This window comes from Pseudomonas sp. AC016 (assembly GCF_979253365.1).
Window position 1 is genome coordinate 5,286,953 of sequence record NZ_CEEDCC010000001.1, and the last position, 20,193, is coordinate 5,307,145.

At 59.0% G+C, this 20,193-nt stretch carries 22 protein-coding genes; 12 read left to right on the plus strand and 10 right to left on the minus strand.

From position 1 onward, the window contains the following. Positions 1–286: 286 nt before the first annotated feature. The gene (locus tag AC0IXS_RS23775; RefSeq protein WP_241088837.1) at positions 287–910 is read left to right on the plus strand and encodes a nucleotidyltransferase family protein; all 624 of its coding nucleotides are present in this window, start codon (positions 287–289) and stop codon (positions 908–910) included. Here AC0IXS_RS23775 and AC0IXS_RS23780 read toward each other — a convergent pair. The 4 genes from AC0IXS_RS23780 to AC0IXS_RS23795 form a co-directional block, all read right to left on the minus strand. Further along, a complete protein-coding gene (locus AC0IXS_RS23780) occupies positions 889–1,266 on the minus strand; it encodes a hypothetical protein (RefSeq protein ID WP_137202496.1) in 378 nt (125 codons plus the stop codon). The genes AC0IXS_RS23775 and AC0IXS_RS23780 overlap by 22 nt on opposite strands. 130 nt (positions 1,267–1,396) lie before the next feature. Continuing rightward, positions 1,397–1,594, minus strand: coding sequence for a hypothetical protein (locus AC0IXS_RS23785; protein WP_122667511.1), 198 nt, complete (start codon positions 1,592–1,594; stop codon positions 1,397–1,399). A 152-nt stretch (positions 1,595–1,746) separates the two neighbouring features. Beyond that, positions 1,747–2,055, minus strand: coding sequence for a hypothetical protein (locus AC0IXS_RS23790; protein WP_241151738.1), 309 nt, complete (start codon positions 2,053–2,055; stop codon positions 1,747–1,749). Positions 2,056–2,130: 75 nt separating this feature from the next. Next, positions 2,131–2,757 carry a TetR/AcrR family transcriptional regulator gene (locus AC0IXS_RS23795; protein WP_122667510.1) on the minus strand — a complete coding sequence of 209 codons (627 nt, stop codon included), beginning with the start codon at positions 2,755–2,757 and terminating at the stop codon, positions 2,131–2,133. 109 nt (positions 2,758–2,866) lie between these two features. Here AC0IXS_RS23795 and AC0IXS_RS23800 point away from each other — a divergent pair, with 109 nt between their 5' ends. Further along, on the plus strand, positions 2,867–4,072 hold the full coding sequence (locus tag AC0IXS_RS23800) for an MFS transporter (RefSeq protein WP_449117351.1): 1,206 nt from the start codon (positions 2,867–2,869) through the stop codon (positions 4,070–4,072). Between the two features lie 39 nt (positions 4,073–4,111). Here AC0IXS_RS23800 and AC0IXS_RS23805 read toward each other — a convergent pair whose 3' ends face one another. Then, complete coding sequence (locus AC0IXS_RS23805; RefSeq protein WP_471825853.1) at positions 4,112–5,053, minus strand: alpha/beta fold hydrolase; 942 nt, start codon at positions 5,051–5,053, stop codon at positions 4,112–4,114. A gap of 224 nt (positions 5,054–5,277) precedes the next feature. On the opposite strand from AC0IXS_RS23805, the gene AC0IXS_RS23810 reads away from it, so the two are divergent. Next, positions 5,278–5,757 carry a DUF6882 domain-containing protein gene (locus AC0IXS_RS23810; RefSeq protein ID WP_122689479.1) on the plus strand — a complete coding sequence of 160 codons (480 nt, stop codon included), beginning with the start codon at positions 5,278–5,280 and terminating at the stop codon, positions 5,755–5,757. Between the two features lie 48 nt (positions 5,758–5,805). On the opposite strand, the gene AC0IXS_RS23815 is transcribed toward AC0IXS_RS23810, so the two are convergent. After that, a complete protein-coding gene (locus AC0IXS_RS23815) occupies positions 5,806–6,102 on the minus strand; it encodes a DUF3144 domain-containing protein (protein ID WP_004886719.1) in 297 nt (98 codons plus the stop codon). Positions 6,103–6,270: 168 nt separating this feature from the next. After that, a complete protein-coding gene (locus AC0IXS_RS23820) occupies positions 6,271–6,708 on the minus strand; it encodes a DUF3592 domain-containing protein (protein WP_471825855.1) in 438 nt (145 codons plus the stop codon). 88 nt (positions 6,709–6,796) lie between these two features. Between AC0IXS_RS23820 and AC0IXS_RS23825 the strand changes: the two genes are divergently transcribed. Together AC0IXS_RS23825 and AC0IXS_RS23830 are read left to right on the plus strand one after the other, a co-directional pair. Further along, positions 6,797–7,240 carry a GNAT family N-acetyltransferase gene (locus AC0IXS_RS23825; protein WP_191955007.1) on the plus strand — a complete coding sequence of 148 codons (444 nt, stop codon included), beginning with the start codon at positions 6,797–6,799 and terminating at the stop codon, positions 7,238–7,240. 203 nt (positions 7,241–7,443) lie between these two features. Next, positions 7,444–8,439, plus strand: a complete 996-nt coding sequence (locus tag AC0IXS_RS23830; RefSeq protein ID WP_471825857.1) for a hypothetical protein — start codon at positions 7,444–7,446, stop codon at positions 8,437–8,439. Positions 8,440–8,654: 215 nt separating this feature from the next. Here AC0IXS_RS23830 and AC0IXS_RS23835 read toward each other — a convergent pair whose 3' ends face one another. The 3 genes from AC0IXS_RS23835 to AC0IXS_RS23845 form a co-directional block, all read right to left on the minus strand. Beyond that, on the minus strand, positions 8,655–8,894 hold the full coding sequence (locus AC0IXS_RS23835) for a hypothetical protein (RefSeq protein ID WP_025993374.1): 240 nt from the start codon (positions 8,892–8,894) through the stop codon (positions 8,655–8,657). Positions 8,895–9,057: 163 nt separating this feature from the next. Further along, entirely contained in the window at positions 9,058–9,729 is a 672-nt protein-coding gene (locus AC0IXS_RS23840) for a response regulator (protein WP_099228257.1), read from the minus strand. After that, on the minus strand, positions 9,704–13,105 hold the full coding sequence (locus AC0IXS_RS23845; protein WP_471825860.1) for an ATP-binding protein: 3,402 nt from the start codon (positions 13,103–13,105) through the stop codon (positions 9,704–9,706). Before AC0IXS_RS23845 ends, AC0IXS_RS23840 begins: the two co-directional genes overlap by 26 nt. Before the next feature lie 373 nt (positions 13,106–13,478). Here AC0IXS_RS23845 and urtA point away from each other — a divergent pair, with 373 nt between their 5' ends. From urtA to AC0IXS_RS23880, 7 genes are all read left to right on the plus strand, one after another. Continuing rightward, positions 13,479–14,723: an urea ABC transporter substrate-binding protein gene (gene urtA / locus AC0IXS_RS23850; RefSeq protein WP_029244024.1), complete on the plus strand. Its 1,245-nt coding sequence runs from the start codon at positions 13,479–13,481 to the stop codon at positions 14,721–14,723. 98 nt (positions 14,724–14,821) lie between these two features. Beyond that, positions 14,822–15,739, plus strand: coding sequence for an urea ABC transporter permease subunit UrtB (urtB, locus tag AC0IXS_RS23855; RefSeq protein WP_004886699.1), 918 nt, complete (start codon positions 14,822–14,824; stop codon positions 15,737–15,739). A 10-nt stretch (positions 15,740–15,749) separates the two neighbouring features. Beyond that, positions 15,750–16,913: an urea ABC transporter permease subunit UrtC gene (urtC, locus tag AC0IXS_RS23860; RefSeq protein ID WP_025993172.1), complete on the plus strand. Its 1,164-nt coding sequence runs from the start codon at positions 15,750–15,752 to the stop codon at positions 16,911–16,913. Beyond that, positions 16,910–17,671, plus strand: coding sequence for an urea ABC transporter ATP-binding protein UrtD (urtD, locus tag AC0IXS_RS23865; protein ID WP_043304774.1), 762 nt, complete (start codon positions 16,910–16,912; stop codon positions 17,669–17,671). The genes urtC and urtD overlap by 4 nt, the downstream gene beginning before the upstream one ends. 10 nt (positions 17,672–17,681) lie before the next feature. After that, a complete protein-coding gene (gene urtE, locus AC0IXS_RS23870; RefSeq protein WP_043304776.1) occupies positions 17,682–18,371 on the plus strand; it encodes an urea ABC transporter ATP-binding subunit UrtE in 690 nt (229 codons plus the stop codon). 81 nt (positions 18,372–18,452) lie between these two features. After that, positions 18,453–19,682, plus strand: coding sequence for a formamidase (gene fmdA / locus AC0IXS_RS23875; protein ID WP_029244027.1), 1,230 nt, complete (start codon positions 18,453–18,455; stop codon positions 19,680–19,682). A 79-nt stretch (positions 19,683–19,761) separates the two neighbouring features. Beyond that, positions 19,762–20,109 carry an FmdB family zinc ribbon protein gene (locus AC0IXS_RS23880; RefSeq protein WP_025993168.1) on the plus strand — a complete coding sequence of 116 codons (348 nt, stop codon included), beginning with the start codon at positions 19,762–19,764 and terminating at the stop codon, positions 20,107–20,109. Positions 20,110–20,193: the final 84 nt, after the last annotated feature.

Here is a 20,193-nt window from a genome sequence, read left to right on the forward strand (position 1 = left end):
ATGGACGCCCGCTCTGATCGAGTCTTAGAGATTTTCTGGAACAGGAGCGGGAATTTGCCATGAGGGTTTTTTGCCCTCCTGGCTGCCGAATGTGCGACGCGCCTTGCGGAAGTCGGCGACTTTTTCGACTACTCAGGTTCGGATAGGGGACATACGGAGCCGCTGCCGCATGCATCACCCAGAAACAATCATGGGCTAGTATCGATGGTAGTGGCGTTGCTCAAAGCTCGGTAGCCAAAGCGTCATTTGCCTGGCAAGTGCCCCAGACGGTATCGAGGAGCCACGGATGGATACGATATTGAGTGCCGAAGAGCTGGTCAGAATAGCAATGACCAATTCCGCAAATTCGGAAATCATGTCCCGTTTGCCTTCACTTGGTTTGAGTCAGTGCATGCTCACTGCGGGCTGTCTGTTCCAGGCTGTCTGGAATCATCAGGCGCAGTTGCCGCCAGACTGGGGGGTAAAGGACTACGACGTTTTCTACTTCGATACCGAACTGTCCTGGGAGGCGGAAAACGAGGTCATCACCTCAGCTAAACATCTCTTTCATGATCTGGGCGTCAATGTCGACATCAAGAACCAGGCACGCGTCCATCTTTGGTATCACCAGCGGTTTGGCAGGGATTGTCCTCAACTCCATTCGACCCGGGACGGTATTGACCGCTATCTCATCGCCGGCACCTGTATCGGGCTGGATGTTGAAGCGGGCGACGTTTACGCACCTTTTGGTCTGGACGATGTGGGGCAGGGGCTTCTCAGGATCAATCCCGACAATGCCCATCCCGACCTGTTCGATCAGAAGGCGAAAAGTTACCAAGCCCGCTGGCCTTTTCTCCGGATTTTGGGAACCGATTTCTCATCAAAGACGATCAATACTTCCCCCGATATTCAAGGCCCAACTATTGGGTAGTGCTTGATGCGGCATGCATGGCTATGGCCGTCGCCTTTGCACATACCATCCAGATACCGGTAGTCGACGTGCACAGACTGCCCTTTTTTGGGCCACTGCCGACGCGGCAGATCGTTCTGGTAGTCCTTGGTTTCTGGCGTAAACGTGAGGCTGGTTCCTTCCTTCGGGCACTCTACGGTGGGCGATGTCGGGCGTGCTTTTAAAATCTGTGCCTGTAATGTCGGATAAGGCTTTTTCAGCACATCGGTGATGCGCAGTTCCATCCTGCAAATTTGCCACGTTGATGCCTGTACGGGTTCGCACAGCAAGAAGAGGGGCAAGAAAAACAACACGCTGCGTGTCGCATGACGATTCATCATTTACGCTGCCTTGAGCATCGATGTTCGGGGCATTATCAGGCTCGTGTCCATCGAATCATGGAATGGTTTTGACGTTGTGATTGAGTGCCAGCCGCTCGTTGATACAAGACATACGCAGGCTGGCGGATCAATGAAGGACCCTGCGGCTTTCCCCGATCCTGATTCTATCGAGCGCTCGGTTCAAAGCATCCAGGGCGTCGAGCAGGGCTTTTGCCTCAGCCTCCCGGCCATCACCCCACAGGCGTTCAGCCATCGTGTTCAGCGCCTGGATGGAGTGCTCGATATCAGCAGCAGTCGTTGCTTTGGTTTGAGATTTCTTTGGCATTGATTGACTTTACTCCGGCGCGTTGCTTCATCCGTTTCGGCGCGATTACATCACACACCAGAACATGAAGTTGAGGACAGACCAAAAGGTTGAGTTCGAGGGGATCAGTGCGCTTCACAAGCGTGGCCTGCACCTGGACGCGAGGTCAGCCTTTACTGCGGGGCTTGTGGACAGGCAACACCCTCTCGAGTCTCCCGCTTGATCCATAGAGTATGACCTCTGATTGCTTCTGTTTCCCTGGACCATGACTCGGTGGCCCGGTAGCAACTGCCTTTGTAGTGCACAACGAACGTCCGTGGATAACCTTCAGGCTCATCTCCATCAAGACGCATGTCTGGATCTGGCGAGCTCATCGAGCTATAAGGCATGCAGGCTGCCAGCATGACCAGCGAAAGTGCCAAAGCTGCCTTTTTCATGTGAATCCCAATCAATTCGTCGTCATCCTCTTCCCGTACATTCATGACACTCAACTTCCACACACGGGAAAACAAAAACCTGGAACAGGATTTAGCACACTTACGACCAGAGCTTGCTGATCATTGGTCATGGGCATTGGCGCTCAGGCTATCCCACAGCCCCATTATTTGAGTGACTGCGGCATCCAGCGTGTCATGCAAAACACTGTCACGCGCCAGTGTCGACAAGCCCAGCATGAAACTGTCGAACACGGCAGCAAGTGTCTCCGGCATCACCGTTCTCGGCAATTCCCCCGCTTCAATAGCGCGTTCGACACAGGCAACCAAGGCTGCACGGTTCATGTCTCTCGCCCGTGCGAGGGGGGCGGAGATGGTCTTGCTCTCTTCTGAGCAAGCGCTCATCAAGCCGAGCGACACCAGACATCCCTTGGGATGATCGGGCTCGCATTGCATTTTTGCCGAGCGGCGAAGGGCGAGTTCGATTGCTTCTCTGGGTGGCAAAGTCTGGTCAAACAGGCTGTCGGTCACCCGACCGTGGGTAGTGAGGTATCGCTCCATCACCTCGGTGAACAGGGCCTGTTTCGAGCCGAAAGCGGCGTAAAAGCTGGGCGCGGTGATGCCGCCACCGATGCTCGCCTTGAGCTGGCTTAGGGAGGTGGCGTCGTAGCCGTGTTCCCAGAATAAATGCATTGCCTGAGTGATTGCCGCGTCTCGGTCGAACGTACGCGGGCGGCCCATTTGTGCCATGTCGGATCTCCACCAGAGGTATTTAGATACTAATCGATACATAAGTCGTTGACCACCTGGATGCTTCTCCCTATATTTATACCGATCAGTATATTAGTCGGAGGATGACATGGCGACAGATGAGCTGCAGGGCGGAAAACTTCCGTTGGGAGCATTACTGGCCTTGGCGATGACAGGTTTCATCTGCATCGTGACCGAGACTTTGCCCGCCGGGTTGTTGCCGGAAATCGGCAGTGGGTTGGGCGTCTCGCCGTCGTTTGCGGGGCAGATGGTGACGGTTTACGCACTCGGATCGTTGCTGGCGGCGATACCGCTGACCATCGCCACGCAAAGCTGGCGTCGCAGAACGGTGTTGCTTATGCCGATTATCGGCTTTCTGATCTTCAATTCCGTCACGGCGCTGTCCTCGAACTACTGGCTGACGCTGGTCGCAAGGTTTTTCGCGGGCGCCTCCGCGGGTCTGGCCTGGAGCCTTATTGCGGGCTATGCACGGCGCATGGTGGTGCCTCAATTGCAGGGCCGGGCCATGGCGATAGCGATGGTGGGAACGCCCATCGCGTTGTCGCTTGGGGTGCCATTGGGAACTTGGCTGGGTGGCTTCATGGGCTGGCGCATGGCGTTCGGGTTGATGTCAGGCATGACGCTGGTCTTGATCGCTTGGGTGCTGATCAAGGTGCCGGACTATCCGGGTCAGTCTTCCTCTGAGCGGATGGCACTGCGTCAGGTCTTTTTCACGCCGGGCGTGCGCTCGGTGCTGGGCGTCGTCTTCACCTGGATGCTGGCGCACAACATTCTTTACACCTACGTCGCTCCTTTTGTTTCCGAGGCCGGATTGGCAAAGGACGTCGATGTGGTGCTGTTGGTATTTGGTGTTGCTGCGCTGCTGGGCATCTGGGTGACGGGGCGTCTGGTTGATCGTCACCTGCGAACGACGGTATTGGCCAGCCTCGCGACCTTCGCTGCGGTGTCGATTTTCTTCGGTTTGTTTCCGGGCTCTGCCTTGGCCATTTACGTAGGGGTTTTCATCTGGGGCCTGACGTTTGGCGGCGCGGCGACGCTGCTGCAAACAGCTCTGGCCGACTCGGCGGCGGAGGGCGCTGACGTTGCGCTGTCGATGAATGTGGTTGTCTGGAACAGCGCTATTGCAGGCGGCGGAATAGTGGGCGGCGTGTTGCTCGGCCAATGGGGCGCAGGATCATTTCCCTGGGTTCTGTTGGTGTTGCTGCTGGGTGGTCTGGGTATTACATCGCGAGCGCGAGTGCATGGCTTCACCCAAGGTGTCAGGCAGTCCGGTCAAGTGGTTGCTGGTCATTGATGGGCAGGCAGCATTGCGCTGCCTGCCACAGCGTCCCGATTACCGTACGTTCTTGTCCAGAAACTCCCGAATCACAGGAATGATTTCCTTGCCGTGGGTTTCAAGTGCGAAGTGTCCGGTGTCATAGAAGCGAATGTCTGCCTTGGGAATATCACGCTTCCAGGCCTCCGCTCCGGCGGGAAGGAAGAACGGATCGTGCTTTCCCCAGACCGCCAGCAAAGGTGGCTGATACTTGCGGAAGTAATCCTGAAAGGTCGGGTACATCGCAACGTTCGAAGCGTAATCCAGTACCAGGTCGAGCTGAATGTCGGCATTACCCGGCTTCGATATCTGGAGTCCTTCCAGCGTGTAGCCGTCCGGTGATACCGAACTCTTGTCGGCGACGCCTTCGAGGTATTGCCACTTGATCGATGCTGGTGTCGGGAAGTCATGCAAGGCTTCCCGGTTCTTTTGCGTTGGTTCGTGCCAGTACTTCTGGATCGGCGCCCAACTATCGCCCAATCCTTCCTCATAGGCGTTGCCGTTCTGGGAAATGATTGCGGTCACTCGCTCAGGGTGAGCGACAGCCAGACGCCAGCCGACCGGGGCGCCATAGTCATGCACCATCAATGCGTATTTATCGAGCTTGAGCTGTTCAGTGAACTGACCGATGGTCTTCGCCAGTTGGCTGAAGGTGTAGCTGTACTCGTTTTTCGCTGGCGCTTCGGTGAAGCCAAACGCTGGCAGATCCGGCGCAATCACGTGGTAACGATCGGCCAGTTCTGGAATCAGGTCGCGGAACATGAACGATGAGCCCGCGAAGCCGTGGAGCAACAGAACCGTGGGCGCGCTGGGGTTGCCTGCTTCACGGTAGAACACCTTCACATCACCGACCTGCTCGTAGCGGTAATGAACCGGGTGGCTCGATTCGGCGGAATGGGCACCGCCAGCAAGCAGGGATGCGGCGAGTCCGGCTGCTGCGATCGATTTGGGAGAGGTCATGATGGCTTCCTGTGTAACCATTAAATTTGATTTTTAGGTTACGATTGGGTTTGTAACCTGTCAAATAAATTTTATTGGTTACTTGTCGTCATGGATTCCATCAGGGCTAGCTCAAGAGGGCGGGGATGCCCCCGAGTGTGCTCTACGCAAAGAGTCCTGGCTTTTCGAAGGCCTCAGCAAGGCCTTACACTGAAAAAGTCCACTGATTAGGCAAGGAAGAACTGATGCTGGAACAGACGTTTGAACATCTGCTGGAGACAGCCATGACAGACCTGATGGTCAAGCAGGAGCAGCTCAGCCGTGATTATGGGCTGGGTAACATGGCTCGCTGGTGGCTGGATCAGGAGACCGCTACTGTGCAGTTTTTCGATGAAAACGACCGGCTGGCGGTTGAAGGGCAGATTATCAACATAGGCTCTTTTTCACCCAGGCACGGCAGTTGGCTGTGGGCCTGGAGTAATCCAACGGTGCTCACCGCCCTTCGTGAAAAAGCCATGCCGCTGAAGCAACTGCAAGCCATCTCTGGCGCTGAGTGTTTTGGTGCAGAACAGGCCATCCAGTTGGAAGATGAGTCCATGGCCTGGGAGCTGGCTGCCGTCGCGGTTCACCATCTGAACGCAGTGGGCTGCTATCGAGCGCCAACGTCATCTGACGGCCCCGTTATCTTTCTGGCCATCACTCACTTGAGGCATATCAGCCACTGACCGATTGCGGCAAGGCATGCAGCGCCGCTTCGCTACGGCCCCTGTCCATCAGTCCTTACTGTCGACCTTGTAGCGGTCAAAATTCTGGATATGCTCGTCAAGATTGTCTTCAAGCATCATTCGATACTGCTCACAGAAGTACTTGACGATTTCCTCCCGCGCTTCGGCCATTTCAGTTCCGGACTTGAAGCTGCGTGAAGTCACCCACGCATTGAACCGCGTAGCGCCGAAGGTCATTGACGCGCTTACCTTGCCGAGGTCTTCAGGCTTATCGATCTGCTGGTTTGCCAGACTGATATGAGCATCAGCCCGGTCATAAAATGCTTGGTCGGTTTTTTGTGTCATGGATAACTGCCTGTCTGTGACGTTGATCGTTCTGTGGTCTCGTGTAGCGTTTGATGCGCGCCCAAAACGGGTACACAGTGCCAAAAGTTGGTTTGCCAGGCGCGGTAGCCGACATTGCTGTATCGCCAGCCGCCCACACTTATAGGCCATGTGATTTCATCTGAATGCCTATGAGGGCCGTGCCGTGCGGTGTCGGCGAATCCATGCAGCCGAGTGATAGCTGCCGCCTGCGGTGAATGCAATAGCGAACAACCCTGTTAAAAGGGTCGCGCCCCATAGCGCACCGGGGTCTTCAATGATTGCGGTACCGGACGGATTTTCGGGGCGGCAGCGTACGGTCACTGAATCTCCCGCCTCATAGCCGAAGATAAGCCCGCTTTCGGGGTAGCTGACCACCTTTCCCGTGGCGTCGGTGAAGTCGATTTGCGGGTGGCTGCCGCCCAAGTTCAGAGCGCTGACATGGCCTTCGGCGCGTTGCGCATCGGCCAGAAAGCCAAGCCGGTCCTGGCCCAGCCATACGGCGATGAAAAGCAGGCAAAGACCCAGCGGTATGAAAATCAGCGCCCGGAGCAGATTGCCCTGGTTGGAAGGGGGTGTGGAGGTCATGGCAGGTCCCTTGCTTCATCCTTAACGGCGGGTATTACAATGAGGTCTCCGAAACCTGTCAACGAGATCCAGGACGGAGGACCCATCAATGAAGCCGCTTGAGATTCAACAGGCCACGCAACTTCCGTCGCAAATCCACGTGTTGGAAATGCAGGCAGCCGATGAGGGCTTCAGATTTCTGAAACGTTTGATTGTCGAGTGGGGCAGTGGCGCCAATCGTTTTGACGCGCCAGGCGAATGCCTTTTGGCCGCCTCGCTGGACGGTTGCCTCATCGGCATTGGAGGCGTTTCAGTTGATCCTTATATGCAGAACGGCGTGGGCAGGCTCCGAAGGCTATATGTTTCACCCGTGGCAAGGAGGCAAAAGATCGGACGGATGTTGGTTGAAAAGCTTGTTGAGCATGCCGCTGGGCACTTTCGTATCGTGCGGCTTTCCACCGACACGACTGACGGGGATGCCTTTTATTTGCAATGTGGTTTCAGGAGAACGAATGAGGAGGGTGCAACCCATATCATGGCGCTTGATCGGTAAATTCTTCGACACAGTTCGTTGCGGTCGGATGGGGCAAGCTTTCGGAGTATCCTCTGGCTCGACTCCCATTCTTGAGGGCTGAAATGAGCATTCATTTCAACAAGCTGGCCCTCCGTCAAACCTTCGATTTCGCTTGACCCACATGTGAAATACCGTTGCATTATTGAGTCTGCCTCCCCGCCTCGAGGTTTACCAGAGCCCCCATGATCCCAATCAACCCTCTGGCCATGATGGTCGGTTTCCTGATTTTCATCTTCTCTCAAGTCTTGCTCGGGTTACTGATTGCCTGCCTGCTGGCCTTCTTGATTCCGCGTTGCAGGCGCTACATGCTGGCGCGGCGTTGGCGTTTCGGTTTGATGATCATGTGCCTGACGCTCGCCAGCGTGCCCTACGTCTGGAGCGAGGTCACTGAGTGGCGTGACTGGCGTGCGCATAATCCGCGGCTTGAGCGTGAAGAGGTGCTGGGCGATCTGGTGCTGCCAGCGGGCACGCAGGTTAGGCTGGAGTACCTGGAACCGTTCAACGATTTGAGTGGCAATCCGGTGCCCTATGGTTTGCGGAGCCTCAAGCAGGCGAACTTCGACCGTACGCCAGGCAACGTCATGGGGCTACGTGTACGTAGTCTTGCGCTGTGGCAAGGCCAAGGTTCGGCGACGGTCGAGACAATAGCGGCCAACGACCTGCAAGGCTGGAAATGCGCGCCGGGCGAGGTCGAGTTCCACTTCCCGTTCGGAGCCCCTTTCAACTTTTCCGAGTGGCGATTGTACGGTTGCACGCTGGCGCCAGGCACCACGCTGGGTGGCATTGTCTGGACGAGCCCTGTGAAGGTGTTTTCCACGGAGAACGAGGGATGGGAGGCAAGGGCCGAGGATACCTCTACCTCAATGCTGGGGATGGAACTGCGCTGGCTGAGCATGCGGCTGAACGGGCCTTCTGGTGATGTGCTCGGATGGAACGGCGTATTGAATCGCGAGGCTGATTTCGGCCCTGTTCACTATCCCGTCGGCACTGAGGTTCGTCGCTATCGCCAGGCTTTACTCTTCAGCCCGCCACTGGAAACGTCAGCCCTGGACCGTCGTACGGGAACGTCCATCGAGGACGACCATTCAGTCTTGCAGCGCGTTTCAGGTGAAGTGCTGGGTATACGCCCGAACACACAGGAGGGTTTACAGTCCTTTGAGAATATCGCGATTCCCTGAGGCACAACGTCGCTTGTCATGGCCTTGGCAGTGATTTCAAGCGCGGTGTATCAGGGGGCAGCATGTTGATTGGATACCGGTTCGAGCGTACCGCGCAGGGTGATCTACACATCCACACACGCAACAGACTGATGGATCGAATAGCGATCCGGGGCTGGATCAAGTCCAGTCCCTGAAAGGCGGGCGGCAAGAAGAGAGCAACCGCGCATGCAAACCTATTTCTTCAGCGCCCTGGCCTCTGCTGCAAGGCACTCCAGGGCAAACTGCTCTGTGTAGGTCATCTGAATCGGAGTAGTTTCACCCTTGACGGTTCTTTCGCCTTCCAGGATGTACTTGATGCGCTTGTCAGTGACCCCGATACGCTTGGCGATCCACGACGGTGTTTGCCCGATGCGTGAAATAAGCTTGTCGGCGTATTCGGTGGAGGGGTTGTAGTGTTCTGCGTTGGGTGTCATTTGAGGTCCAGACAGGATGGTTGGGCAATGTGCGTTTGAGTTGTGTGCAACACGGTGCGCTATTTGTTGGATTGTGTCTGCAACGGTGAACCATCTTCGTTATTCAAAGCGTCCTGAGCTTTGGCGCCTTAGCCACAATCGCCCATGAATAGAACGCTTCATTCTAAACCCCACCCGCCATCACCCCTAACGCCACCGACGTCGCCGCCGTCCGCGTTTCGACCCCCAGCTTGATGTAAATATGCTCCAAGTGCTTGTTCACGGTCCGTGGACTCAGTTGCAGGATGTCGGCGATGTCCTTGTTGGTCTTGCCGCACGACACCCAGCGCAGGACTTCGATTTCGCGGTCGGTCAGTTGGAAGCGGCTTGAAAGTTTTCCGTAGGCGGGTTTGTCGTCGAAGCTGGCGGGTTGCGAGGCGTTGCGGGCCGATTGCAGAATGCGTGCGGTACGCAGGTGAGAGGCGACGCGTGCCAGGACTTCAGTGCACTGGATCGGTTTGGTCACGTAGTCGATGGCGCCTGCTTCGAAGCCTTGCACCACGTGTTCGCTGTCGGTGAGGGCGGTCATGAACAGCACCGGGATGTTGGCCGTGTCGGGTTGGGCCTTGATCTGGCGGCAGGTCTCGAACCCGTTCATGCCAGGCATCATGGCGTCGAGCAGGATCAGATCGGGTCGGCGGCGCTGGATGCGGGTCAGCGCGCTCTGGCCGTCCAGCGCGACCAGCACCATGTAGCCCGCTTCGTCCAGCGCATCGGAAAGCAGCGCAAGGTTGTCGGGCACGTCGTCGACGATGAGGATGATGCCGTTTTCAGCGGCTCGGGTCATTGCGTCCATGGAGCGCCTCTTTCAATTGGTGGCTGAGTTCATCCAGGCGAAAGCCTGAAGCCAGGGTGCGCAACTCGGCGACGAAGCCGCTACTGCCTGCGCCATCACGTTCTATTGCGTCGAGTTTTTGCTGAATGCCCCGGACGTAGCCCAGGCCACACAATTCATAGAGTTCTTCGAGGTCCATCCGCGAGGGCAGTACGCGGGTAGAGGGCGCAGGTGTCGGAGCGTCTTGCGCGCGACGCAGCCAGGTCAGTTGCAGGTGATGTTGCAGGCGGTCCAGCAGTCGTTGCAGGTGCACGGGTTTGGGCAGGTAGTCGTTGCACACCTGCAGGTTGCGCTCCTTGTCGTCGGCGAACCCGCTGGCGTTGGCCGACAACACAATGATCGGCGCCTGGGACAGGGCGTTGCGACGGATCAGGCGGCTGGCGGCCCAGCCGTCCATGTCGGGCATGGAGAGGTCCATCAGGATCAGGTCCGGGTGCAGCAGCGAAACCTGTCTGATTGCCTCCTGCCCGTTGGCTGCCTGGGCGACGTCAAAACCGAGAGGCGCAAGCATGCCGCTGATGACCTTTCGGTGTTCGATGTGATCGTCCACCACCAGAATCAGCCGCCGTGGCCCTTCGTAGCCAATGAGGTCATGGTCCACGGCGACGACTGCCTTGGGCACGCGGACTTCAGAGAGGAACAGCCGCACCTGAAAGCGTGTGCCCTCATCCGGCTGGCTGGTGACCGACAGCGCGCCGCCCATCAAGGCGGTGAGCATGCGAGTGATGGTGAGGCCCAGGCCGACGCCGTTGTCCTGACGCACCAGTCCGCCGCGCTCGAACGGCTGAAAGATCCGCTCGAGCTGTTCGGGGGCGATGCCGATGCCGGTGTCGATGATGTCGAAAATCGCGGTCTCCAGACGATAGCTGACCCGCAGGCAGACCTCGCCGCTGTCGGTGAAGTTGATTGCGTTGCCCAGCAGGTTGATCAGGATCTGGCGCACGCGCTTTTCATCGCCGCGCACCACATCCGGCATGCGTCCGACCCGCTCCATGCGCAGGGTCAGGCCTTTGTCCCGCGCCGGGCCGGTAAACATCTTCTGAAGGTCATCAAGGAATTCCCGAAAGAGGATTTCCGAAGGCTCCAGACGCAGTTTGCCAGCCTCGATCTTGGCAACGTCGAGCAGGCCGTCGATCAACGACAGCAGGTGCGAACTGCTGCGCATGATGGTCGCCAGTGAGTCCTGATGCTTGCTTGGGGTGGCGGCATCGCGTTGCAGAATCTGGGTGAAGCCGAGAATGCTGTTCAGCGGCGTGCGCAGCTCGTGGGACAGGCCGGTGACGTAGCGGCTCTTCGCCGCGTTGGCCGCTTCCGACGCCTCCTTGGCTTCCTGCAAGGCCTGATCGGTCTTGTGGTGGGCTTCGATTTCCTGCATCAGCAACGCAGTCTGGCGTTCGGACTCTTCCAGTGCCACGCGGCGGCTCTCCCGGGTCAGCACCACCCACCAGGCCAGCACACCGGCGAAAACGCAGCAGGTCAGGAAGGCCTTGAGGAACGCCAGCATCAGCGTGTGGTGAGCCTGTGGCGATTGGTCGGTGAGGCCGTGTGACACCTGGCTGTAAATCAACGCCAGCGCACCTGACAGGCCGAGTACCAGCACGCTCAGCAAACCCAGGTATTGCATGAGGCGAGTGTGCAGGTAGCGGCGGGGCAGGCGAGGCAGCAGGCGGCCGATCAGGTCTTCGAACTGCATGGACAGTCGCGAACGGGTCTTGCACTGATCTCCGCAGCGGGCGTCCAACGAGCAGCACAACGAGCAGATCGGCGAGCCGTAGGCCGGGCACCAGGCCATGTCCGGAGATTCGAAAGCGTTGTTGCAGACGCCACACTGCAGGCTCGCCTGCCGACCTGTCGGGAAGAGCAGCAGCGGGTCGCTGTCACGCGCCAGGTAGTAGCGGCCCTTGGTCAGCCAGGCGATCAGCGGCGCGGCGATCATCGCGGTGGTCAGTGAAATCAGTGGTGGCGCGGCTCTGGCCAGTTCGCCGAGCGCGCCGAAGTGAGCGCAGATGGACAGCAGCGACGCGATAAACATCGCACCGACGCCCACCGGATTGATGTCGTACAGGTGCGCACGCTTGAACTCGATGTGCCTGGGTGACAGGCCCAGTGGTTTGTTGATCACCAGATCGGCCACCAGCGCGCCGATCCAGGCGATGGCGACGTTGGCATACAGGCCCAGCACTTCTTCAATGGCGTCGAACACGCCCAGTTCCATGAGTATCAGCGCGATGGCGACGTTGAACACCAGCCAGATCACCCGACCGGGGTGGCTGTGGGTGACGCGGGCGAAGAAGTTCGACCAGGCCAGCGATCCGGCGTAGGCGTTGGTCATGTTGATCTTGATCTGGGAAATGATCACGAACAGCACCATGGCCGCGAGCGCCCATTCCGGTGACAGGAACACGTAGTTGAAGGCCACCAGATACATCTGCGTCGGCTCTGCCGCGCGCTCGATTGGCACCTGATGTTGCAGGGCGAGAAAGGCCAGAAAGGCACCGGCCATGATCTTAAGGCCTCCCGGGATTACCCATCCGGGGCCAGCCATCAGCAGCGCGGCCCACCAGCGCTTGCGGTTGCGACGGGTTTTCTCCGGCAGGAAACGCAGGTAGTCGACCTGCTCCCCGATCTGCGTCACCAGTGACAGCGCCACACTGAAGGCGGCGCCGAACAACAGCAGATTGAACGTGCCGCCTTCACCTTCGCGACCTGCGAACGAGGTGAGGTCCGCAAGCGCGTCCGGGTTTTTCCAGATCACGAACACGTAGGGCACGATCAGCAGGGTCAGCCACAAGGGTTGTGACCACATCTGCAGGCGGCTGATCAGGGTGATGCCGTAGGCCACCAGCGGAATGACGATGATCGAGCAGATCACGTACGCCAGCGCCAGCGGAATGTGGAAATACAACTCCAGCGCCAAAGCCATGATCGCCGCTTCCAGGGCGAAGAACAGGAACGTGAAGCTTGCGTAGATCAGTGACGTGATGGTCGAGCCGATGTAGCCGAACCCTGCGCCGCGGGTCAGCAGGTCCATGTCCACGCCATAGCGGGCGGCGTAATAGCTGATGGGCAGGCCGGTCAGGAAAATCACCACCGCCATGGCAATGATCGCCCACAAGGTGTTGGTGAAGCCGTAGCTCATCACCAGCGCGCCGCCGATGGCTTCCAGCGCCAGAAACGACACGGCCCCTACGGCGGTGTTGGCGATACGGAATTCCGACCATTTGCGGAAGGATTTGGGCGTAAAACGCAGGGCGTAGTCTTCCATGGTCTCGTCGGCGACCAGCCGGTTGTAATCGCGGCGCACTTTGATGATGCGTTGAGAGCCAGAGGGGCGCACTGAGTGGATTCCTGAGGGTTAATGACTCACGCAAATCCCTGCACGTTGCCGACGTGGGTGGGAGGCAGCAACTTTTGTGCCTGTATGGCAGCAAAATTCGTGGGAGCGGACCGGGCGGCGTTCCACCGAGTTTGCTGCGCAACAGCGCTACGTCTAAGACATGGTGGGGCCCCACGCCCTTCGGGCAGAAGCAGATGACGCTCCGCACAGGCGCAATCATGCCCTTGATCCTGCCGCCACGCCCTACGTCAAATGACGTATGCCGATACGTCATGCTGCGTATACCCCGTTTTCGGCGTCACGCTCATTCTTGCTCCTACTCGCGACGGCTCTGACCGGTCTCGCCGCGACTCACCAGCACAGGAGCGGGAACATGGATTCACGACAGACAGGCCCCATACGCTTTTTTCCCCGACGCCTGGCGTTGGGTGCGGCAGCGCTCTCGCTGATTGCCGCCAGTGTGTTCAGCCAGGCGACCCTGGCCGATGAAGCCAATACCACCGGACTTGCCGTGACGGCCACCGAAGTGACCGTCGGCCAGTTGCACTCGGCGACCGGCACCATGGCGATCTCCGAGACCGGCTCGATCCAGGCCGAGCGGCTGGCCATCGACCAGATCAACGCGTCGGGCGGCATCCTCGGGCGGCAGATAAAGATCGTTCAGGAAGACGGTGCGTCGGACTGGCCGACCTTCGCCGAAAAAGCCAAGAAGCTTCTGGTCGGCGACAAGGTGGCGGCCGTGTTCGGCTGCTGGACCTCGGCCTCACGCAAGGCCGTGTTGCCGGTGTTCGAGAAGGAAAACGGCCTGCTGTACTACCCGACCTTCTACGAAGGGCTGGAACAGTCGAAAAACGTGATTTACACCGGCCAGGAAGCCACCCAGCAGATTCTCGCCAGTCTCGACTGGATCGCCAAGGAGAAGGGCGCCAAGACCTTCTATCTGATCGGCTCGGATTACATCTGGCCGCGCACCTCCATGAAGATCGCCCGCAAGCACATCGAGAATGTCCTGCACGGCACGGTGGTCGGCGAAGACTATTACCCGCTGGGCAACACCCAGTTCGGTTCGCTGATCAACAAGGTCAAGTTGAAGAAGCCCGACGTGGTGTTCGCCGCTGTCGTGGGTGGTTCCAACGTGGCGTTCTACAAACAGCTCAAGGCCGCAGGCGTTACCTCGGCCAAACAGAACCTGCTGACCCTGTCGGTGACCGAGGATGAACTGCTGGGCATCGGCGGTGAAAACATGCAGGGCTTCTATGCCTCGATGAAGTACTTCCAGAGCCTCGACAACCCGAACAACAAAGCCTTCGTGGAAGCCTTCAAGGCCAAGTACGGCAAGGACTCGGTGATGGGTGATGTGACCCAGGCCGCCTATCTCGGTCCCTGGTTGTGGAAGGCCGCCGTCGAGAAAGCCGGCAGTTTCGACGTCGACAAGGTGGTTGCAGCTTCGCCAGGCATCGAGCTGAAAACCGCACCGGAAGGTTACGTCAAGGTTCACGAGAACCATCACCTGTGGAGCAAGACCCGCATCGGCGAAGTCCAGGCTGACGGCCAGTTCAAGGTGATCTACGAGTCGGACCTGATCGAGCCCAATCCTTTCCCCAAGGGTTACCAGTAACAGCGGCTGCCTGAGCGCTGCTTACCGGAGCGGGGCTGTCTGCAGTGTCAAGCCGACAGCCTCGTGACCCCCGTCATTCACCCTTGGAGACCATCATCATGGAATGGCTATCGGAATTTGGTGCCATCGCGGCCATGCAGGGGTTCAACGGTCTGTCCGTGTTTTGCGTACTGCTGTTGATGGCCTTGGGGCTGGCGATCATTTTTGGCCAGATGGGCGTGATCAACATGGCCCACGGTGAGTTTCTCACCATCGGCGCCTACACCACGTACGTGCTGTCGACGCTGGTGCAGACCTATCTGCCGTGGATGCAGCCGTACTACTTTTTTTTCGCCATCGCGCTGTCGTTCGTGGTGGCCGGATCGATTGGCTGGGTGGTGGAGCGGGTGATGATCAGCCGTCTCTACCATCGGCCACTCGACACCCTGCTGGCGACCTGGGGTCTGTCGCTGGTCATGCAACAGGCGTTTCGCTCGATCTTCGGCGCGCGTGAAGTCAGCGCCACGCCGCCGGAATGGCTGATGGGCGCCGTGAACCTGACCGATGCCATCGAGATTCCGCGCAACGGCCTGTTCGTTATGGGTCTCAGTATCCTGATGACCGGTGGCATTTTCCTGATGCTCTACCGCACCCGCTGGGGCCTGCACGTTCGCGCCACGGTGCAGAACCGCATCATGAGCCGCGCCGTTGGTATCAATACCCGTCAGGTCGATCGCATGACCTTCGCGCTGGGCTGTGGGGTGGCCGGTGTTGCGGGTGCGGCGTTCACCACCATCGGTTCCACAGGGCCCACGGCCGGTTCGCTGTACATCGTCGACACCTTTCTGGTGGTGGTGTTCGGCGGCGCGCAGAGCCTGTTCGGCACCATCGCTTCGGCGTTCGCGATTGCCCAGGCGCAGTCGATTTCCGAGTTCTTCATGAGTGGCTCGATGGCCAAGGTGCTGACCTTGTCGGCCGTGATCCTGATCCTGCTGATGCGCCCGCAAGGCTTGTTTTCCAGCAAAGTCCGCAAATAGAGGCCGAACGATGAACGCGCTCAACAAAATGCTCGGTGGCCGTCAGGGTGTGATCGGTTTGCTGATCCTCGCTGCCCTGATTCTGGTGGTGTTTCCGCTGACCCTGGATGCCTTTCGCCTGAACATGGTCGGCAAGTACCTGACCTACGCCTTCGTCGCGGTCGGCCTGGTCCTGTGTTGGGGCTACGGCGGCATTCTCAGCCTGGGGCAGGGGGTGTTTTTCGGGCTGGGTGGCTACTGCATGGCCATGTTTCTGAAGCTGGAAGCGTCGGACCCCGAGAGCACCAAAATTCAATCCACTCCCGGCATTCCGGACTTCATGGACTGGAACCAGATCACCGAACTGCCGTGGCTGTGGGTGCCGTTTCACAGCTTCACCTTCACGGTAATCGCTGTGGTGCTGGTGCCGGTCATCCTCGCGCTGATCATCGGTGCCGCGTTGTTTCGGCGGCGGGTGGGCGATGTGTACTTCTCCATCGTGACCCAGGCCATCGCGCTGATTCTGACCGTGCTGATCATCGGTCAGCAGGGCCTGACCGGCGGGGTGAACGGCATCACCGACCTCAAGACGCTGTTGGGTTGGGACATCCGTGGTGACAGCGCGAAGCTGGCGCTGTACTTCATCAATGCCGCGCTGCTGCTCGGCTGCATTCTGATCGGCAAATTCATCCTTTATTCCAAGCTCGGCCGACTGCTGATGGCCATGCGCGACAAGGAAGAGCGGGTGCGCTTCTCGGGCTATGACGTGGCGGCGTTCAAGGTATTCGTCTACTGCGTGGCGGCCGGGTTCTCCGCAATCGGCGGGGCGATGTTCGCGTTGCAGGTGGGCTTCATGTCGCCTTCGTTCGTCGGCATCGTGCCGTCCATCGAGATGGTCATCTTTGCCGCCGTCGGCGGGCGCATGTCGCTGCTGGGTGCGGTGTACGGCTCGCTGCTGGTGAATTACGGCAAGACCTACTTCTCCGAATCCTTTCCTGAGCTGTGGCTGTACCTCATGGGCGGCCTGTTCATCGCGGTGGTCATGTACTTCCCCAATGGCCTGGCGGGTCTTTGGGAAAGCCACGGTCGCAAATGGCTGGGCAGATTCGGGTCCAGACCTGCGCCAGTCAGCAAGGCGTCCACACCTTCGACCACTGAAAAACAACCCGCCCGCCCGTTGGAGACCCAGCCATGAGCAGCCCGACAGGCTTCCAGATGAACAAGCCGGTGCTGGCCATCGAAGGTCTGACCGTGTCATTCGACGGCTTCAAGGCGGTCGATGATCTCAACCTGTACATCGACCGCAACGAGGTGCGCGTGGTGATCGGCCCCAACGGTGCAGGCAAGACCACCGTCCTCGACCTGATCTGCGGCAAGACCCGCGCCACGGGCGGCAGCATCCAGTTCAAGGACCGCGAACTGACCCGGATGAACGAGTACGACATCGTCCGTGCAGGCGTGGGGCGCAAATTCCAGACTCCGTCGATCTACGACAACCTCAGCGTGTTCGAGAACCTGGAAATGTCCTTTCCCGCTGGCCGCAGTGTGTTCGGCGCGCTGTTCTTCAGGCGCTCCAGCGAAGTGCTGGAGCGGGTCCGGCAGGTGGCCGCCGACATTTTTCTGGGCGACCTGCTGGAACAGCAGGCCGGGCTTCTGTCCCACGGGCAGAAGCAGTGGCTGGAAATCGGCATGTTGCTGATGCAGGACCCGGAACTGCTGATGCTCGACGAGCCCGTCGCCGGCATGAGCGTCAGTGAACGTGCGCAGACCGCCGATCTGTTGAATCGCATCAGCCAGGGCCGCTCGGTGCTGGTGATCGAGCACGACATGGAGTTCGTCAAGAGCATCGCCCACAAGGTCACGGTGCTGCACCAGGGCAAGGTGCTGGCCGAAGGCAGCATGGAGTCGGTGCAGAAGAACCCGAAAGTCATCGAAGTCTACCTGGGCCATTGAGGAGCACCGCATGTTCACGATTCAACAACTGAGCTGTGGCTATGGCCAGAGCCAGATTCTTCATGACCTGAACCTCAACGTCGAGAAACAGGAAATCGTCGCGGTCATGGGCCGCAACGGCATGGGCAAGACCACGCTGTTCAAGAGCCTGATGGGCATCCTGCCGCAATGGGGCGGGCAGGTGCAGGTGGATGGCGTGGACGTGTCGGCGATGGAAACCCATTCACGGGTCGGACACGGCATGGCCTATGTGCCGCAGGGTCGCATGATCTTTCCGTCGATGAGCGTGCTGGAAAACATCCAGACCGGACTGCCCGCGTCAGCCAACGGCAAGGTGCCGGAGGACCTTTACGCACTCTTCCCGGTGCTGTTCGACATGCGCGGCCGCCGTGGCGGCAACCTGTCCGGCGGGCAGCAACAGCAACTGGCAATTGCCCGTGCGCTGGCGACCAACCCCAAGGTGCTGTTGCTCGACGAGCCGACTGAAGGCATCCAGCCGTCGATCATCAAGGACATCGCCCGCACCCTCAAGGAAATCCGCAGCCTGCGCAACCTGACCATCGTGGTCTCCGAGCAGGTGCTGTCGTTCACCCTGGAAATCGCCGACCGATTCCTGGTGATCGAGAAGGGCCGCTTCGTGGTCGAGGAAGCCCGCGCCAATGTCGATGAAGCGACGATCAGTCGCTACCTGTCGGTGTAGCCCTTGAACCGTGTTCCCTCTTTTTAACTGCAGTGACTTTACCTAACGATCGAATTGAACCGAGACCGCAGGAGAACCGCCATGACCGAAACCCTGATCAAAGTCGACCTGAACCAGCCTGTCACCGAGAACGAGCAGATTCACAACCGCTGGCACCCGGACATTCCGATGGCCTGCTGGGTCAAGCCGGGTGACGACTTCATTCTCGAAACCTACGACTGGACCGCTGGTGCGATCAAGAACGATGACGATGCCAGCGACGTGCGCGACGTGGACCTGACCACCGTGCACTACCTGTCCGGCCCGGTAGGCGTGCATGGCGCCGAACCCGGCGACCTGCTGGTGGTGGACCTGTTGGATATCGGGGCTCGCGCGGATTCGCAGTGGGGCTTCAACGGCTTCTTTTCCAAACAGAACGGTGGCGGCTTTCTGACCGAGCACTTCCCGTTGGCGCAGAAATCCATCTGGGATTTCAAGGGCATGATGACCAGCTCGCGGCACATCCCCGGTGTCGAGTTTGCCGGGTTGATCCACCCCGGTCTGATTGGCTGTCTGCCTGATCACAAAATGCTTGCCGAGTGGAATCGCCGCGAGCAGGAACTGATCGACACCGACCCTGATCGCATTCCGGTGCTGGCCTGCCCGCCGTTTGCCGCGACTGCCCATCTGGGCAAGCTCAAGGGTCCGGCCCGTGACATGGCTGCCGCGACCGGAGCACGCACCGTGCCGCCTCGCGAGCATGGCGGCAACTGCGACATCAAGGACCTGTCCCGGGGTTCGAAAGTGTTCTTCCCGGTCTATGTCGACGGCGCGGGTCTGTCGGTGGGTGACTTGCACTTCAGCCAGGGCGACGGCGAAATCACCTTCTGCGGCGCCATCGAAATGGCCGGCTGGGTGCACATGCGGGTCGAGCTGATCAAGGGCGGCATGGCCAAGTACGGGATCAAGAATCCGGTCTTCAAGCCCAGCCCCATCGTGCCCAATTACAACAATTACCTGATCTTCGAAGGTATCTCGGTCGACGAGGCGGGGCAGCAGCATTACCTGGACGTGAACGTCGCCTACCGGCAGGCGTGCCTGAACGCGATCAATTACATGACCAAGTTCGGCTATTCACCTGCGCAAGGTTATTCACTGTTGGGTTCGGCGCCGGTTCAGGGCCATATCAGTGGCGTGGTGGACGTGCCCAACGCCTGCGCGACGCTGTGGCTGCCGACCGAGATCTTCAAGTTCGACATCAACCCAAACGCCAACGGCCCGACGAAGTTCATCGATGGCACTGTCGATTTGCCGATTGCTCAGGACAAGTAGGTTCCACGGTGCGCACCGCTCGTGAAAGACGAGCGGTGCCCGTCCGCACTGTGTCGATCTCAAATCAGAGGAATGCAGCATGCCCATGTACGAATACGACTGCCCCCACTGCGGCGACTTCACGTCACTGCGACCCATGGCCGAAAGCGCGCTGCCCTGTGAATGCCCGGCGTGCGGCGCCTCCAGCATGCGCGTGATCCTGTCGGCCCCCGGCTTGAGCACCATGGCAGGCAATACCCGCAGCGCCATTGCCCGCAACGAGCGCAGCGCCCATGAACCGAAAACGCTCGATCAATACAAGGAAAGCCGTGGTCACCCGAGCGGTTGCAGTTGCTGCGGCCCCACGACCCGACCGGTCCCGACCAAGGCGAATCCGCATGCGCTGAAAGGCAAACCAGCAGGGCGGCCGTGGATGATCAGTCATTGAGTGCCGGTTTCGAGTTGCGGGTTATCGCCTGGTGCATGAATTTTTGATTGGAAAACAATTGTGGGAGATGCCCCTGTGTCTCTG

Coding starts and splice junctions, on each gene's coding strand:
- AC0IXS_RS23775 (WP_241088837.1), top strand. CDS start 287: ATGGATACGATATTGAGTGCCGAAGAGCTGGTCAGAATAGCAATGACC.
- AC0IXS_RS23780 (WP_137202496.1), bottom strand. CDS start 1,266: ATGAATCGTCATGCGACACGCAGCGTGTTGTTTTTCTTGCCCCTCTTC.
- AC0IXS_RS23785 (WP_122667511.1), bottom strand. CDS start 1,594: ATGCCAAAGAAATCTCAAACCAAAGCAACGACTGCTGCTGATATCGAG.
- AC0IXS_RS23790 (WP_241151738.1), bottom strand. CDS start 2,055: ATGAATGTACGGGAAGAGGATGACGACGAATTGATTGGGATTCACATG.
- AC0IXS_RS23795 (WP_122667510.1), bottom strand. CDS start 2,757: ATGGCACAAATGGGCCGCCCGCGTACGTTCGACCGAGACGCGGCAATC.
- AC0IXS_RS23800 (WP_449117351.1), top strand. CDS start 2,867: ATGGCGACAGATGAGCTGCAGGGCGGAAAACTTCCGTTGGGAGCATTA.
- AC0IXS_RS23805 (WP_471825853.1), bottom strand. CDS start 5,053: ATGACCTCTCCCAAATCGATCGCAGCAGCCGGACTCGCCGCATCCCTG.
- AC0IXS_RS23810 (WP_122689479.1), top strand. CDS start 5,278: ATGCTGGAACAGACGTTTGAACATCTGCTGGAGACAGCCATGACAGAC.
- AC0IXS_RS23815 (WP_004886719.1), bottom strand. CDS start 6,102: ATGACACAAAAAACCGACCAAGCATTTTATGACCGGGCTGATGCTCAT.
- AC0IXS_RS23820 (WP_471825855.1), bottom strand. CDS start 6,708: ATGACCTCCACACCCCCTTCCAACCAGGGCAATCTGCTCCGGGCGCTG.
- AC0IXS_RS23825 (WP_191955007.1), top strand. CDS start 6,797: ATGAAGCCGCTTGAGATTCAACAGGCCACGCAACTTCCGTCGCAAATC.
- AC0IXS_RS23830 (WP_471825857.1), top strand. CDS start 7,444: ATGATCCCAATCAACCCTCTGGCCATGATGGTCGGTTTCCTGATTTTC.
- AC0IXS_RS23835 (WP_025993374.1), bottom strand. CDS start 8,894: ATGACACCCAACGCAGAACACTACAACCCCTCCACCGAATACGCCGAC.
- AC0IXS_RS23840 (WP_099228257.1), bottom strand. CDS start 9,729: ATGGACGCAATGACCCGAGCCGCTGAAAACGGCATCATCCTCATCGTC.
- urtA (WP_029244024.1), top strand. CDS start 13,479: ATGGATTCACGACAGACAGGCCCCATACGCTTTTTTCCCCGACGCCTG.
- urtB (WP_004886699.1), top strand. CDS start 14,822: ATGGAATGGCTATCGGAATTTGGTGCCATCGCGGCCATGCAGGGGTTC.
- urtC (WP_025993172.1), top strand. CDS start 15,750: ATGAACGCGCTCAACAAAATGCTCGGTGGCCGTCAGGGTGTGATCGGT.
- urtD (WP_043304774.1), top strand. CDS start 16,910: ATGAGCAGCCCGACAGGCTTCCAGATGAACAAGCCGGTGCTGGCCATC.
- urtE (WP_043304776.1), top strand. CDS start 17,682: ATGTTCACGATTCAACAACTGAGCTGTGGCTATGGCCAGAGCCAGATT.
- fmdA (WP_029244027.1), top strand. CDS start 18,453: ATGACCGAAACCCTGATCAAAGTCGACCTGAACCAGCCTGTCACCGAG.
- AC0IXS_RS23880 (WP_025993168.1), top strand. CDS start 19,762: ATGCCCATGTACGAATACGACTGCCCCCACTGCGGCGACTTCACGTCA.